We start from the raw sequence: 15,626 nt of genomic DNA, 5'->3' as shown, positions 1-15,626 counted from the left end.
TAATTACGGCCGACCATTGTAAGATCCTCGGCCGTTTTTATGCGTGGCTTGCTCTTGATTTGTGCGCTAAGAAAACGTAGGCTCTTCTGGTCTAACCAGTTGAGCCGTTTTTATGTCGAGTAATCCCTTAAGGCGCTATGCCGAAAAAGTAAATCATTACCCTGCCTGGCTGAGCAGCCGCCTGCTAACATGGATGTTCCGTTATAAAGTTAAGCTGGCGGGCACTGCGCGGGTGGAGATTGTGTCTACCGACTTTTCTACAGTCACTTTCAGGCAACTAAACTATAAAAAAGTGCAGAATCACATTGGCAGTGTGCATGCCGCGGCAATGGCTTTGCTGGCAGAATCGGCCACGGGCTTTATTGTTGGCTTAAATCTGCCGGGAGATAAGTTGCCGCTGATTAAATCGATGAATCTGCAATACGTAAAGCGGGCAACAGGCGATATGACCGCAGTAGCCTCGCTCAGTGACGAACAGATTAAGATGATGCAACAACAGGAAAAAGGTGAGGTGTTGGTTAAGGTCACCGTAACCGATGCCAATAATATCGAACCTGTGGTGTGTGAAATGCTATGGGCCTGGGTGCCTAAGCATAAAAAGTAAGTAAACACAGGCGAATGCGTCTGCATTCGACTGGGCCCTTTTTACTGGCAAGCGTTTTACGCAACCAAGCTGATATAGCAATCGCTATTGGGAATAGCAGCTTATTTCAACGTGCCCGTTGAGCAGCTGTTTGTTCTTAAATAGTCTTTTTAGACTTTAAAATCTTAACCTGTGGAGAATGACGGGAAGGTAACGCGCACTGTCAGCCCTCGCTCCTCGCGGTTTTGCAAGGCAATCTGGCCATGGTGGGCTTCTGCAATCTCCCTGCATAAGGCCAGTCCCAGTCCACTTCCCGAGCTTTTTGTAGAATAAAATGGGATAAGCGCCTGCGACAGCACGGTATCAGACATGCCCTGGCCAAGATCGCTGACTTCAATAACAGTGCGTTGCTTATTGAGGTCAATACTCAACGTAATATCTTCGTCATGGGAGTCTGACTCATGGGCGTTTTTCAGCAGATTGATAAGCAACTGTTCCAGCTGAATGATATCGGCATAGAGTTCGCCTTCCCCTTTTTCCTGATAATGAAACGGCCATTGCTGTTGCAACTTAGAGATAAACGCTACCCGGTTTATCCTTTCTGGTTTAGGCTCGGGCAGTTTGGCAAATTTACCGTAACCCTGCACAAAGTCACTTAAATGCTCCACCCGTTCGGCGATGGTCGAAAAGACCCGGGTAAGCCGGGGCTCATTAAGGTTCTCACTCAACAAGCGCCCACTGTGCAGCATGGAAGACACCGGTCCGATGGAGTTATTCAGTTCGTGGCTGATAATGCGGATCACCTTTTTCCAGACGGCCACTTCCTGTCGACTCAGTTCACGGGTCATTTGTTTAAGAATAAACAGTATGTGATGCTGATTGTTCAATACAAAACGGCCTATGGATAAATGCCAGGTTTCGTTCTCGCCAGTCGGGCAGGGCAGGGTAAATAACCCTTCTTTTGCTTCCCTAAGAACGGTGGCCGCTGGCGCTGAGATGTTGCTTAGCAAGGCTGATAACGGGAAGCCTTCCAGCCGGTCGCTGGCATCAAAGAAGTCTCTGGCCGCATAGTTACTGAACACTACCTGCTGGTGGTCGTTGAGTAACAGCAGTATTTCAGGGGAGTTCTGTAACACCTTATCGAGCATCAGCTCGCGCTGATGTAACCAACGCTTTTCCTGCCGCAGCTTTTCTGCCGACTCGTTATATAATAAGCATAAATCGCCCAGCGGATCCTTATCGCGATAAACAAGCTGATTTGAGAATTCGCCGTCTTTAAAATTAAGCAGGCCTACTTTTAACGATTCCAGTGAGGTGGAAAGTCTGGTGAGCCCCTTTTTCAATATCAGCAGGCAAACAATGAGAGTGGCAGTAAATAACGCTAGTTTATAGCTGACGTCCCAGTCGAGCAGCCACATCAAAGGTATAAAGGCGATGACAACGGTAAATACGGTGACCGCATAAACCATAAAAAAGGGTGGTAATGGACTTCTCAATATTCAATCCCGAACTTTTTGAGCCGGCGATACAGCGATTGCCTGCTCATACCAAATTCTTTAGCAACCCGGGCAATCACCCCCTCGTGTTTTTCGATTGCAAATTCCAGTGCCTGGCGGGACGGCTCTGCGGTGTTAGGTGTTGTATTGGTTACCGTGGTTGAGCCGGTCAGGGCAAAATCAGCCAGACTAATTTCTCCATCCGGTTTAAGCACCGCCACGCGCTTGCAGGCATTTTCGAGTTCGCGGACATTACCGGGCCAGGGATAGTCGGCCAGGGCCTTTTGCACATCAAGGCCAATCTCGCGACCGGGCAGGAAGTGCTGAATTAACGGCATTACGTCATCCGGGCGTTCACTCAGTGGCGGTAGCCTCAGCTCAATGGCATTGAGCCGGTAATATAAATCCTCACGGAATCGGCCTTGCCGGATATCTGTAGTGAGATCGGCGTTAGTTGCAGAGACTACCCTTACATTCACCCGCCGGGTTTGCACCGATCCCAGTCGTTCAAATTCACCGGTTTGCAGTACTCGCAGTAATTTCATCTGGCCGGCGGGCGAGAGGTTACCTATTTCATCGAGAAATAAGGTGCCCCCATCAGCGGCTTCAAAGCGGCCGATCCGCACTTTTTGTGCACCCGTGTAGGCACCGGGTTCGGCACCAAACAATTCGGCTTCCATTAAATCCGGTGGTAATGCGCCGGCATTGATACTGATAAAAGGTTTGTCTTTTAGAGGAGAGCAGGCCTGTATGAGCTGGGCAATTTTCTCCTTGCCGCTGCCATTAGGCCCGGTAATCAGTACGCTGATGTCGGATTTAGCGACCTGAATCGCCATGTCAGTGAGGCGCTGCATCGCTGCGCTCTGATACACCAGCCCAACCCGGGCCGCGGCTTCACGAGTATCTAAAAAGGCACTTTGTTGCTTTACCAGTTGGGCGCTTTGGGAGCGGGCTTTGCCCAGTTCAATGAGGTTAGCTACAGTATTCACCAGTTTCTGATCGTCCCAGGGCTTGGCAATATAATCTGCCGCGCCGGCCTTCACCAGTTCCACTGCCTGCTCAAGCTCGGTCCAGGCAGTGATCAGGATCACCGGTAAATGGGGGTTGAGTTCGCGCAAGGCGCTGAATAACTGCTTGCCTTCCTCTCCGGACGTGGTGTCGGCACTGAAATTCATATCCTGTATAACCAGCGAAATGGCCTGGTAATTGACAATTTGCCGGGCTGCCATGGGGTTCGTCGCCGTCACCACGGTATAACCATGAATTTCCAGTAACAACGACAGTGCGTCAAGCACTGCCGGGTTATCATCAACTAGTAGAATTTTATCCATCATTTTCAGCGCTTAATCAGCCTGTTATGGGTTATGTGCCAACACATTGAGACCTTACCGCTAAATACTGCGGGTCGCAACGCTCGGCGAGATTTGGGCTGCGCGCCGGGCCGGAAATATTACCGCTACCAGCGTCATCACCAGTACCATTATTGCTGTACCTGCAACATATTGAAATTCCAGTGCCGGCAGTGAGAAGCGTTGTAATAACTGCTGCCCCATTAACACTGCCGCGGTGCAGCCAATAATCAGCCCGCCGCTACATATCAGGGTATTTTCAACCAGGAAGTAGCGAATAATATCTGATTTGCGGGCACCCAGCGCACGGCGCGTACCAATCTGACGGGTTCGCTTACTGATATTAAACAGCGTAAGACCAAATATGCCCAGTGCGGTAATTGCCACCAGTACAACTATCAGCACCATCAGCATCCGCAGCATCAACGTATCCGAGGCGTTGTACTGGCGCTTATTTTCGTCCAGCGTGATCACATTGGTGAACACTCGTTTGTCGTAGGCCGCTAGTAATTTATCTTCCACCGTTTGCATTACGGTAGCGCGCTGTCCAGGCTCGGTACGCACAATAATATGCTGATAGGTTTCGGCTTTAATGTAGGGGAAAATCACTACGTTGTCCGGCCGGTCGTCTTTCAGCCAGGGGCCTTTCATCTTATCGACAATACCTATGATTTTGAACGGCTTGTCACCCATGTACATGAGTTTACCCAGGCCGTCGCCATCAGGGTAAGCTTCCAGGGCAAAAGTCGACGAGACAATGGCCACGTTAGGGACTTTGCCAGGGTCCTGAGTCACGATGACTTCGTCAGACGCAAAGTTGCGCCCTTCCATAAGCTCGACGCCCAGGGTATTGAGCATGTGATCGTCACCAAACAGATAACCGGCACGAACGTTACGACCTGGCTCTGGCGCTGGTTTCAGACCCATACCTGAGGCGCTGCCGGAGCCGCTGAGCGGCACTGCATTACTGAGCGCAGCATCCACCACGCCAGGCAGGTTACGCAGTAAGGCCTCGTCTTCCTCAAACTGCTGAGACAAATCTCGATCCTTGCCGTAGGTCATTACGGTTATAGAGAAGATATCCTGCTCCGGATAACCGGTTTCCTGCTGCAGGTACGTCATCCGATCCTGAATGATAAAGGCCGCATTACTAACAATTGCCGTGGTAATGGCGATTTGAATCAGCAGTAGAATCGCTCCCACTTTAGAGCGGCGCAGTGCATTGATAATGGGTTTAATTTCTAACATCGTGCAGCTCCTATTGGGTTTTAAGGTAGGTGGCAGGTGTGGTGCGGCAAACCAGCCAGGCCGGATAAAGGCCTGCAATCACACAGGCGGAGATGGCTATCACCGGTGCCGACAGCAGCATAGTCAGGTCCATGGTGGCCAGCGGTGAGTAGTACTCCTGAGTAAGGCGCACGCCCCATAAGCCCAATTGAGCGATACCGATCCCCATCAGGCCGCCTATCAGGCCTAACATGGATACTTCAATAATGTGTTGCAAAAAGACCTGACGCTTGCTGGCCCCCAATGCCCGGCGCACACCCACTTCCGGCGCCCGGCGCATAAACTTGGCCAGTAACAGGCCCAGAATATTGGCCAGACATACCGCCAGAAACATAAAGCTCAATGCCACCAATACTTCATTATCTTCAGACACCACATTGCGGTAATCGAGCCAGGCATTCACATCGCGCAGTCCGTATTCGAGCTGTTCGCGGTTAAAGCGGCCAAACTTTTGCTGCTCTGCCATGTAGCTCATCAGATAATCGCCGTACTGACTGACCGCGGCCTCATCCTCAAGCTGCACCCAGAACTGCAGCCAGAAGATTTCAGACTGGCGCTTATCCTTCATAGAACGGATGTTCTGGAACTTCCAGCCGTTGCTGTTCCCCCAGGTATTAATGTCCATGGCTGCAATCAGGCTAAAAGGAATATAAATGCTTTCCTGACTGTTAAAGGCGCCGTTATTCACATCATAAAACTTCATATGCGTTTCCCAGGGGGCAATGACACCGACGATCCGAAAGCTGGTATCGTCGAGATAGATTTGCCTGCCCACGGAATTCTCGCCGCCAAACAGCTTTTGGTTAAGTTCTTCACTGATCACCGCGACCGGACTGGCTGCATCAGCCTGTTCCTGCGTCCAGGCGGAGCCGTAAATGAACGACAAATCAAACAGTGTAAAGAAGTCACTGTGAGTGACCCGGGTATTCTGAATAAACGGGCGAATTTCAGAGTTGTCCAGGTGCACCGTAAAGCCGGTGCGCAGCATCGCTGCTTTATACTGCGGAAAAGGGGCTTCAGCCAGGTTTTTGGCATCCTGATAGGTTAACTGATACGGCAGGTTATCCTCAGACCAGGTATCTTCGCCGTCATCCATGGTTTGTAATTGAGGATGAAATAAACGGCTGCTTTTGTGCTCAATAGGATCCATCGACATCATGTGATAAACCGACAAACTGGTCATGGTAATGCCAATGCCGAGCGCAATGGCCAGCACCATCAAAAAGCTTACCAGCGGGGTACGGCGCAGGCTGCGCCAGCCTAAATCTATATAGTGCAGGAACATATCAGCCTCCTACCACCTGACGATCCGTCTGGCCGGTAACGCCCTGATACAGGGTTAAGTCGGCCACCTGGCCGTCAACAATCTGAATATTGCGGGGCGCCCGGCGGGCCAGTTCAGGGTCGTGCGTAACCATCACAATGGTGGCTCCATCGCGGTTAATTTGTTCCAGCAGTTCCATGACCTGGCGGGCCATCAGGCTGTCGAGGTTACCGGTTGGCTCATCGGCCAGTAAAAAACGGGGTTCGCCGGCCAGCGCTCTGGCAATGGCTACGCGTTGCTGCTGGCCACCAGAAAGTTGCTGGGGCAGGTGTTTGGCGCGACTGCCAAGGCCAACCTGTTCCAGGCAGGACTCAATCCGTTTTTTACGCTCTGCTGCCTTGATACCGCGGTAGCGCAGCGGTACTTCCACATTCTCGTATAAGTTCAGGTCGGGGATAAGATTAAAACCCTGAAAGATAAAGCCGATTTTCTGGTTGCGTAGATCAGCGCGCTGATTGTCGGATAATCCGCCCACATTTACGTCGTCCAACATATATTCGCCACTGGTATACGGCTCAAGCATGCCGGCAATGTTTAAAAACGTGGTTTTACCAGAGCCTGAAGGGCCGGTAACTGCAATGAATTCGCCTTCTTTAACCTCCAGGTCAAAATCTCTTAAGGCGTGGGTCTGCACCATTTCGGTTTGATAAACTTTGCTCACATTCTTCATTATTAACATGGAGTATTCCTTTCAGTTAAGTACGCTGGTTGGCCGCAAGGCTTAACGTAATAAAATGGATTCGGCTTGTGCAAAGCCCTGATAGCTGGACACAATGATTTGATCGCCGGGCATTGCGCCGGTCAGGATCTCTACTTCACGCATGCTGGTTGCGCCTGTTTCAATGTCGATTCGGCTCGCTATGTCGCCGTTAAGTTTGTAGGCTACATAGCCGCCGGATTGGAGGAAGCTGCCGCGACGAACCTTAAGCACATCATTGCGATTCTCCAACAGTACCCGCGCCGTGACCTGCTGGTTCTGACGAATTTGGTTAAGGTTGCTTTGATCAAAGCGCACCCGGGTGGTCACTTCCCGCTCGGCGACTTCCGGTGAAATGGCTGACAGTTTGCCCATCACGGTCTGACGACCGATTTTCAGCTCAACATCCATTCCCAGACCCAGCTCATTAGCAAAGCTCTCTGCAACGTTTATTTCTGCTTCATAAGCGGTGAGGTCCACCAGAGTCATCAGCGGTTGATTGGCGGTTACCAGAGAGCGTCCGGTAACAAACAAATTGCCCACCACGCCTTCTACACTGGCCGCTATGGTCAGGTTACCAACTTTACGTTGCAGCTCATCAACAACCAGTTGCTGTCTGGCAAGGGTGTTCTCGGCAGCCTGTACTTCAAAGGCCAGTGTGTCTTTGGCCAGGGCGACTTCCTGTTCAGCATGGGTAACGGTGAGTCTGGCGCGGGCCAGCTCATCTTCGGCCTTCTCATAGTCAATCTGACTAATGATATTGGTTTTAATCGACTTGTTGGCGCGACGGCTTTCGCGCTCCGCAGCTTTGAGTTCTACTTTGGCTAAGTCCAGTTGCTTATTTAACTGCAGCGTCTGGCGGCGGGCATCCAGGGATTTGCGCGCCAGTTCACCTTCCAGGCGCGCCAGTTCAGAGCGTTCCTGTTGCAACTGGTTTTGCAATTGCGGGCTGTCTACCCGGGCTATTTGCTGACCTTTGCTTACCGAATCTCCGGCCCGTACCAGGAGTGTTACGAGTCCTTCTTCGGGGCTGTACACCTGAGGCGCATTGGCGGCCACAATTCGGCCGGTAGCAGCAATATCACGAACTAAATCACCGCGTTCTACCGTAGCAATTTGCACGCTGGCCCGATCCACAGATTTCGCTGCCGACGCTGTGTTAAGAATGGCGTGAGCAGACAGAGCAACGGCAATCAGTGCTACTGCGATAATAGCTAATCGTTTAATGCCGTTGCGACGTTTGGGCATAACCACAGAGTCCTGGGCGCTGGTGTCCTTGATCATTTCAGGCCACCAAGGTTCATTGATTCCAACAGGGTAATGCATGCTGCGGTAATCAGTATCATTGCGGGTACGGCAAGAAAATGAATTAGTAACATAGGATGTTCCTCCTCGAACAGTTACCAGCACAGATACCAGATGCGTGCCATATTTTAACCTTATGTTTTGTATTGACTTTATTGTTTTCAGGTGTCCGTTTTATCAATGCCGGACACTTTAAGTGTCCGGCGCGGACACCTTCGTACACTTAATATGGGCGGATGCTCTGTTCGTTTTGTGTGCAGAAATCCATTACACTGGTACAGTGCTTTGCCGGGTACGGGAATGTGTAGAGGCAGCTGTTGCCCATCGCAGCAGTGGCCCATAAAGCTGTTAATAAGCTATTGCCAAAGGAAGAGCTAAAAAAGCTGAAAAGATTAAACGAAATATTCATCCTAATTTGATGCGGTAAATTAAATTGATTTTTTCGCCGTAATAAATTTGCAAGGGGTTAATTACTAAGCGCTGCAGAGCTGTTTTGATAATTACTTCTGTTAAAATCATGTAAATATAAAAATTTCGTTTTTAGTGGTTTTGATAGTTGAAAATAGGATGTATATCCTACTATATTCACTATTTGGGATATATATCTCACTTTTATTAAGAAAGTTGTTTGATCTTCCCGGTGCCTTCGATATAGTCCGCGTACACGACAACCAAGGTCAATTTACAATCGACTTTCTGTGATTGTCAGCCAAGCAACTTGCTTTAACTAATTCATTGAATTACTTAAATGATTAGTTTGAATTAATGATCCAACAGGAGATAACACCGTGAAGATGATGTCGGGCGCCGCCATGGTGGTGGAAGCGCTAAAAGATGTAGGAGTTACACATGTATTCGGTTACCCGGGTGGTGCCGTTCTTGACATTTATGATGCATTATTTGCTCAGGATGATGTCAAACATGTCCTCGTGCGTCATGAACAGGCAGCTGCTCATATGGCAGATGGTTACGCGCGTTCGACAGGTAAAACCGGTACCGTCCTCGTCACTTCAGGCCCAGGCGCCACCAATACCTTAACGGGTATTGCCACAGCGTATATGGACTCGATCCCCATGGTTATTCTGTCTGGTCAGGTGCCATCGATGCACATCGGTGAAGACGCCTTTCAGGAAACGGATATGGTGGGTTGTTCACGCCCAATCGTAAAACACAGCTTCCTGGTAAAGCGGGCTGAGGATATTCCTGATGCCATCGCGAAAGCTTACTACATTGCTAATACCGGCCGTCCGGGCCCGGTAGTGGTTGATTTACCAAAAGATATTGTGAACGTTATGGAAGAACACCCTTATGTGTTCCCTTCGGATGTCACCATGCGTTCTTATAATCCAACCGTACGCGGCCACATGAAGCAGGTGAAAAAAGCCGTTGCTTCACTTAAAAAAGCAGAGCGTCCGGTACTTTACGTAGGTGGCGGTGCCATTACAGCGGAAGCGTCTGGCTTAGTTACCCAACTGGCTGAGTTATTACAAGCGCCGGTAACTTGCACGCTGATGGGGCTTGGTGCATTCCCAGGCACTCACGAACAGTTCGTCGGCATGCTGGGCATGCACGGCACGCTCGAAGCTAACAAAACCATGCACAACTCAGACTGCATCTTAGCGCTGGGTGCCCGTTTTGATGACCGTGTTACCAATAATGTCGAAAAATTCTGTCCGCATGCGGATATCATTCATGTGGATATTGACCCGGCGTCGATTTCTAAAACAGTGAATGCCCATATTCCGGTGGTTGGCTCAGTAGAAACTGTACTGGAGCAGATTTTAAACCTGTTAACCCCTGAAGAGCTGCCAGAGCAGAAAGCTAAACTGGCTGACTGGTGGGAGCAAATCACTCAGTGGCGTAGCCGCAAGTGCCTGAACTTCGAACAGGGAGAGTCGGTGATCAAACCGCAAAAGGTTATCGAATCACTCTACAAGCACACTAATGGCGAAGCGTACGTTAGTTCTGACGTTGGTCAGCACCAGATGTTTGCTGCGCTTTATTACCCGTATGATAAGCCGCGTCGCTGGATCAATTCCGGTGGCCTGGGCACTATGGGCTTCGGTTTACCGGCCGCTATGGGCGTACAGTTCGCTCACCCGGATGCGACCTCAGTGGTTGTGACCGGCGACGGTAGTATTCAGATGAACATTCAGGAACTGTCTACCTGTTTGCAGTACAACCTGCCGGTCAAGATTATTTCACTGAATAACCGTGCTCTGGGTATGGTTCGCCAGTGGCAGGATATGATTTATAAAGGGCGTCACTCCCATTCTTATATGGATTCCATGCCCGACTTCGTCAAACTGGCCGAGGCATATGGCCACGTGGGGATCAAAGTTGACTCGCTGTCTGAATTAGACGCAGCAATGGAAAAGTGCTTTAGCATCACTGATCGTCTGGTATTTATGGATATTGCAGTCGACCAGAATGAACACGTATATCCCATGCAAATTAAGTACGGCGCGATGGATGACATGCGCTTGAGCAAGACGGAGAGAACCTGATGAAAAGAATTATTTCAGTATTAATGGAAAACGCACCAGGTGCACTGTCGAGAATTGTTGGGGTGTTTTCACAGCGCGGTTACAACGTTGACTCTTTATGTGTGGCACCAACCGAAGATCCGAGCTTGTCTCGCCTGACCATCATCACCCATGGCGATGATAAGGTTATTGAGCAAATTACCAAACAGGTGAATAAGCTGGTGGACGTGCTTAAGGTGATCGATTTATCAGAAAATGCGCACATTGAACGGGAAATGATGCTGATTAAAGTAGCAACCCGTAATGAAGCTATTCGTGCAGAAGTGAAGCGCAACGCCGACATTTTCCGCGCCAACATCCTTGATGTATCGTTAAACAACTACACCATGGAAGTAACCGGTACCACAGATAAACTGGATGCCTTTGCTACCACCATGGCGCAATGCACAGAGATCATCGAGTCATCCCGCACCGGCGTGTGTGGCCTGGCCCGGGGTGAGCGCGCTCTGCGCCCATAACCACTCAAACACTAAAAAGCCCGGCTTAGCCGGGCTTTTTTTGTCTAAAACTGGTGGTTAGGTAAGGCCAGCCTGTGGTGTTTGCGGGGATCCCGAAACTGGCTGAAATCCTGACGTTGCTGACCGCGAATAGCCAGTACAATGAGTGCCACAGAGAAGAAGGAAAAAAACACACTGAGGTGACTTTCGTCAAATTTGGCGCTGAGCTGTGGCTGGGGTGTATAAAACAGGGGCGGACTCTGATAACCGAAACTTTGCTGGAATTGCACCAGCAGTTCATCGTGATTCGGTTGCAAGGCAGACGCTGGCAGGGATAGCCCGAGGCAAAATAATAGTTTAATGCAGTTTTTAAATAGCACTTATGCCCCTCCTTGTTGCGTATAACGATTAATAATTAACCAGTCCAGATGGTCTATTAAACCCAATTCTGTGTTTGTGAGCAAGGGGCTGGGGACTATATTTATTACGAAATGACATAAACATAGAGTAATACACTGATTTCATGTTGTTTTATTTTTAAGCTGGTATAGCGATAAAGCATCAGGCTTAAAGTAAACATTATGGTTTGAGCTTAACCATCAGCAAGCGGCGCACTATGGCCAATTACTGTCGGCCGTAGTAAAACTCAAAGCGCATGGCGACCCCGTAAGAGGGCTTAAAGTCTTCTTTGCGAAGCCATATTACGAACGGCTCAAGTTCAAAATAAAGCCACGAGCGTAAGTAGTTAGTGCGCCACCGAGCACTGGTGTAGACCTCGTTGAGGTGGTGGTTGGGTTTGGTCAGGCCTTTGGTCACAAAGGTATACAATATCGCACTTTCCTGAGTAAGCGGCCGCAGGTATTGCACTTCATGTCGCCAGAACCAGTCTTCAAAGCGGTCACGGTAATAATAGCGATTATTAAAGCGCAGGTATTTTTCATCGGCCAGCAGGTAAGTAAAATCGAGGCCTAACTCTGCCCCCAGTTGATCCCGGGTGTAGTAGTAAAGTTCGGCATCGTAATCCATTTTCAGGAAATCTGTGAAATGGTAATCGCTTTCATACTGACTTTTTGCGAACAGCTGGCCCCGCCGCCCAGCACCAATACGGTGGGAAATCGGCGAGTCCTGTTCCTCCTGATAGCGCAGCGACAGTGTGGTGGAATCGCGGTTTTCGTTAACCGCATCCCTTGCTGCACGGATGGAGTCCTGCCGGTCGTAACTTTCATCATCCGAGAGCATTAAATCCACGCGGTCTTTCAGCGCCGGCAATTTTACCCGGACCCGAAAACGAAAATCCTGTGCAGCCAGATCGCGGGTACGGGGCTCCCAGCCAAATCGTACTCTGCCTTCTGCCCTGGCATTTTCATGCTCGTCACTGTCTGCCAACGCAAAAAACTCATCGAGACGTTGCGCGGTGTAATCCATTGACTCACTAAAATTACTGTGCCAGTTATCCAGCCAGCTTTCTGTAGCCGGCGGATTTTGCTGCGGTTTATCCCGTTCAACCGATGTGGTATCAGATTGACCGAGGGCCTGGTTATTCACCCATAACCAAAGGAGCAGCAAACTGGCTAATAGCCTGCATTTAAACAATATGGCCAGTTCCTTTTATTGTTAGCGTGTCTCATTCGGACATTGGTAGTTAAGCACCAGACTTCCATGAAAATGCTTGTAACTGATTAAGTTAGCTTGCGTGATAATGCCGAAGGCTGCAAATAAAATTTTCACATTCGGCTGGCAGAGATCTGACCTGCGATTATTTTGCCCGGCAGACTAATCAATACTGGCTTATCACAAATAGGTCGGTAGAATATCGCGATTAATCGATAAAAGTGCTGTTTGAATTGACAGTCGGTGGCATACTGTAGTCATTGATGTAAGCAAGAGGTTTTTATGGGCAATATTGGTTGGGTACAACTACTCATCGTGCTGGTAATTGTTGTGCTGTTATTTGGTACCAAAAAATTAAAAGGCATTGGTTCGGATTTAGGCGGGGCCATTAAAGGGTTTAAGAAAGCCGTGTCAGAAGAAGACGCTGACTTTAAAGAGCCACAGTCAAAAGTGGAAGAAAAGCCAAAGGCTGGTAGCGAATCTGTAAAAACAGAAAGCGAAACTAAAGAAAAACACTAATGTTCGATATTGGGTTTTGGGAAATCCTGTTAATCGGTGTATTAGCGCTTGTCGTGCTGGGGCCTGAACGGCTACCCGGTGCTATGCGTTCTACCCTGAAAACGATTCGAAGCATTAGAAACGTGGCCAGTGGGTTCAAGGAAGAAGTCGAGCATCAACTGCGGGTTCACGAGTTGCATGAGAATTTAAAAAAAGCGGAACAACAAGGGCTCAAGGATTTGTCTCCGGAGTTGAAAAACAGCGTGGACGAACTCAAAGAAGCTGCCGAATCTGTTCAAAAACCGTATAAAAAGCCATAAATGTCTGAAGAAAATAGTCTTATATCGCATCTGATTGAGTTGCGCTCACGGTTGCTGCGCGCTGTCCTCAGCGTATTTCTGGTATTTGTCTGCCTGGCTTATTTTTCTAACGATCTTTATCAGTTGCTGGCTCAGCCGCTGTTACGGACGTTACCGGTTAATTCATCCATGATTGCCACGGATGTCGCTTCGCCTTTCTTCGCACCTTTCAAGTTAACCATGGTGCTGTCGTTTTTCATTGCTATCCCTTATGTGCTGTTTCAGGTGTGGGGTTTTGTTGCGCCGGGGTTGTATCGCAACGAGAAAAAGCTGGTAGCACCGCTGCTGTTTTCCAGCACCCTGCTGTTTTATGCCGGTATGGCGTTCGCCTATTACGTGGTATTTCCGGTGGTGTTTGCATTCTTTACCTCGGTGGCCCCGGAAGGCGTAACCGTTGCTACCGATATCAACAGTTATCTTAATTTTGTATTGAAGCTGTTTTTTGCTTTTGGGGTGTCATTTGAAATTCCCATTGCCATTGTTTTGCTTTGCTGGACCGGCGTAACCGATGCCAACAGCCTGCGTCAGAAACGGCCTTACGTTATTGTCGGGGCCTTTGTTATTGGCATGTTGCTGACACCGCCTGATATTATTTCCCAGTCGTTACTGGCTATCCCGATGTGGATATTGTTTGAGTGCGGTGTAGTTATCGGCGCATTGTATAGTCGCGATGACGAAGATGAAAACGAAGATGATGAGGAAGAGTCCGCCGCGAAGGACTAAACTGTTTACAACATATGGCCTGAGACACTAAAACAAAACCAAACCAAGGGATGCCAGCCATGAAAAAACTGTCTGCTTTGATTTTACCTGCTTTGTTGTGGCTGGTGTCGGGAAATAGCTATGCCGACAACCTGCTTCAGGCCATTGCATCCTGTAAAGCCATCGACAATGACTCCCGGCGCCTGGCTTGTTTTGATACCATCCAATACCCGGCCCTTGAGCGTTATACCCCATCTGAAAACAACCAGAGAAAGCCACAGAAACCAGCCTTCACGGGCACAGAAAAGGCACGTGAAAAGCAGGCTGCTAACATGTCTGAACAAGCTCAGGCCCGGCGCGATGAGCGCAAGCAGACTCAGCCGCGCAGTCAGGCACTAGCCGATTTCGGTTTACCACCAAAAACGGTAGATGAAGACATTGATGAAATCACCGCCATTATCTCACAACTCGGTAAGACTGCCCGTGGCAAACTGCTAATCACTCTGGATAACGGCACTCAGTGGCAACAAAAAGATAGTCAGCCAATGCGGCTAACCACCGGTTTGGAAGTCACTATCGAACGCGGTTTTCTCGGCGCGTTCTTTTTAAGTCATGACGGCGTAAATCGCCGCATAAAAGTAAAGCGGATCCGATAACATGACCTGGTTTGATGCCGGGGTAAATATGTTCGATGCGCGTATGCCCGTCGAGCAAACCATAGAAAACGCACTAGCCGCCGGTGTCTCCAGACTTTGTCTTATCACCACGCATCCGAATGAATGGCAGCAGGCTGAAGATTACTATCAACAGTATCCTGAACAGCTCTGCTATACTCTCGGTGTTCACCCTCATAATGCTAAAGATGCCCGTCCTGAACACTGGCAGGAATTGCGGGAAAGAGCTAAACAGCCCGGCGTAGTGGCAGTGGGGGAGTGCGGTCTGGATTTTAACCGAGATTTCTCTCCCCGTGATGTGCAGCGCGCCGTGTTTGCTGAACAACTGGCGTTGGCGGTTGAGCTCAACAAGCCGGTATATCTGCATGAAAGGGACGCTTTTACCGAACAACTGGCTATTCTCGAACCGTTTAAAAGTAAGCTGGCAGGCGGGATTGCCCACTGTTTTACCGGTACTCCTGAAGAAATGCGGGCCTACCTGGCACTGGGACTGTACATAGGGATTACCGGTTGGGTGTGTGATGCTAAACGCGGAGAGTCGCTACGAGAAGCGCTAAGCGAGCTGCCTCCGGAGCGGCTTATTCTGGAAACCGATGCGCCCTATCTGTATCCTAAGGATCGGAAGCCGAGACAGCGCAATAATGCGCCGGCCTGTTTGCCGCATATTGGCCAAACTGTCGCTCAGATCAAAACGCTGAGTGTTGAACAGGTACAAAATATCAGCTTTAACAACGCCAAACAGTTATTTGGCTAACAGA

16 protein-coding genes are annotated in these 15,626 nt (G+C 49.4%); 8 read left to right on the top strand and 8 right to left on the bottom strand.

Features of this window, described 5'->3' with window-relative positions; genetic code table 11:
- Positions 1–112: 112 nt before the first annotated feature.
- Entirely contained in the window at positions 113–604 is a 492-nt protein-coding gene (locus C6Y40_RS20095; protein WP_105936184.1) for a DUF4442 domain-containing protein, read from the top strand.
- 164 nt (positions 605–768) lie between these two features.
- Here C6Y40_RS20095 and C6Y40_RS20090 read toward each other — a convergent pair whose 3' ends face one another.
- Genes C6Y40_RS20090 through C6Y40_RS20065 form a run of 6 tightly spaced genes read right to left on the bottom strand, consistent with a single transcriptional unit; the run spans position 769 to position 8,020 of the window.
- Positions 769–2,079: a sensor histidine kinase gene (locus C6Y40_RS20090; RefSeq protein WP_240622034.1), complete on the bottom strand. Its 1,311-nt coding sequence runs from the start codon at positions 2,077–2,079 to the stop codon at positions 769–771.
- Positions 2,076–3,410: a sigma-54-dependent transcriptional regulator gene (locus C6Y40_RS20085; RefSeq protein ID WP_105936245.1), complete on the bottom strand. Its 1,335-nt coding sequence runs from the start codon at positions 3,408–3,410 to the stop codon at positions 2,076–2,078. Before C6Y40_RS20085 ends, C6Y40_RS20090 begins: the two co-directional genes overlap by 4 nt.
- Before the next feature lie 60 nt (positions 3,411–3,470).
- Positions 3,471–4,676 (bottom strand): ABC transporter permease, encoded by a 1,206-nt coding sequence (locus C6Y40_RS20080; protein ID WP_105936182.1) that lies wholly within the window; start codon positions 4,674–4,676, stop codon positions 3,471–3,473.
- Positions 4,677–4,686: 10 nt separating this feature from the next.
- Positions 4,687–6,000: an ABC transporter permease gene (locus C6Y40_RS20075; protein ID WP_105936181.1), complete on the bottom strand. Its 1,314-nt coding sequence runs from the start codon at positions 5,998–6,000 to the stop codon at positions 4,687–4,689.
- Between the two features lies 1 nt (position 6,001).
- Positions 6,002–6,718: an ABC transporter ATP-binding protein gene (locus C6Y40_RS20070; RefSeq protein WP_105936180.1), complete on the bottom strand. Its 717-nt coding sequence runs from the start codon at positions 6,716–6,718 to the stop codon at positions 6,002–6,004.
- 42 nt (positions 6,719–6,760) lie between these two features.
- The gene (locus tag C6Y40_RS20065) at positions 6,761–8,020 is read right to left on the bottom strand and encodes an efflux RND transporter periplasmic adaptor subunit (RefSeq protein ID WP_105936179.1); all 1,260 of its coding nucleotides are present in this window, start codon (positions 8,018–8,020) and stop codon (positions 6,761–6,763) included.
- 809 nt (positions 8,021–8,829) lie between these two features.
- Between C6Y40_RS20065 and C6Y40_RS20060 the strand changes: the two genes are divergently transcribed.
- Together C6Y40_RS20060 and ilvN are read left to right on the top strand one after the other, a co-directional pair.
- On the top strand, positions 8,830–10,548 hold the full coding sequence (locus tag C6Y40_RS20060) for an acetolactate synthase 3 large subunit (RefSeq protein ID WP_105936178.1): 1,719 nt from the start codon (positions 8,830–8,832) through the stop codon (positions 10,546–10,548).
- Positions 10,548–11,045, top strand: coding sequence for an acetolactate synthase small subunit (ilvN, locus tag C6Y40_RS20055; protein ID WP_105936177.1), 498 nt, complete (start codon positions 10,548–10,550; stop codon positions 11,043–11,045). The genes C6Y40_RS20060 and ilvN overlap by 1 nt, the downstream gene beginning before the upstream one ends.
- Positions 11,046–11,089: 44 nt before the next feature.
- Here the strand turns inward: ilvN and C6Y40_RS20050 are convergent, their stop codons facing one another.
- Both C6Y40_RS20050 and C6Y40_RS20045 read right to left on the bottom strand, forming a co-directional pair.
- Positions 11,090–11,404: a hypothetical protein gene (locus tag C6Y40_RS20050; RefSeq protein ID WP_105936176.1), complete on the bottom strand. Its 315-nt coding sequence runs from the start codon at positions 11,402–11,404 to the stop codon at positions 11,090–11,092.
- A 244-nt stretch (positions 11,405–11,648) separates the two neighbouring features.
- Complete coding sequence (locus tag C6Y40_RS20045) at positions 11,649–12,617, bottom strand: hypothetical protein (RefSeq protein WP_105936175.1); 969 nt, start codon at positions 12,615–12,617, stop codon at positions 11,649–11,651.
- A gap of 300 nt (positions 12,618–12,917) precedes the next feature.
- Here C6Y40_RS20045 and tatA point away from each other — a divergent pair, with 300 nt between their 5' ends.
- The 5 genes from tatA to C6Y40_RS20020 are packed head-to-tail and all read left to right on the top strand — an operon-like array spanning position 12,918 to position 15,622.
- Positions 12,918–13,154 carry a twin-arginine translocase TatA/TatE family subunit gene (gene tatA, locus C6Y40_RS20040; protein WP_105936174.1) on the top strand — a complete coding sequence of 79 codons (237 nt, stop codon included), beginning with the start codon at positions 12,918–12,920 and terminating at the stop codon, positions 13,152–13,154.
- Complete coding sequence (tatB, locus tag C6Y40_RS20035) at positions 13,154–13,453, top strand: Sec-independent protein translocase protein TatB (RefSeq protein WP_105936173.1); 300 nt, start codon at positions 13,154–13,156, stop codon at positions 13,451–13,453. Before tatA ends, tatB begins: the two co-directional genes overlap by 1 nt.
- On the top strand, positions 13,454–14,215 hold the full coding sequence (gene tatC, locus C6Y40_RS20030; protein ID WP_105936172.1) for a twin-arginine translocase subunit TatC: 762 nt from the start codon (positions 13,454–13,456) through the stop codon (positions 14,213–14,215).
- Between the two features lie 59 nt (positions 14,216–14,274).
- Complete coding sequence (locus C6Y40_RS20025) at positions 14,275–14,850, top strand: hypothetical protein (protein WP_105936171.1); 576 nt, start codon at positions 14,275–14,277, stop codon at positions 14,848–14,850.
- Between the two features lies 1 nt (position 14,851).
- The gene (locus tag C6Y40_RS20020) at positions 14,852–15,622 is read left to right on the top strand and encodes a TatD family hydrolase (RefSeq protein ID WP_105936170.1); all 771 of its coding nucleotides are present in this window, start codon (positions 14,852–14,854) and stop codon (positions 15,620–15,622) included.
- The last annotated feature ends 4 nt before the right edge of the window (positions 15,623–15,626 follow it).

The sequence above is a fragment of the Marisediminitalea alba genome, from assembly GCF_002993365.1.
Classification (GTDB): Bacteria; Pseudomonadota; Gammaproteobacteria; order Enterobacterales; family Alteromonadaceae; genus Alteromonas; species Alteromonas alba.
The sequence above is the reverse complement of the archived record's forward strand: the minus strand, read 5'-3'. Positions and strand labels throughout refer to the sequence as shown.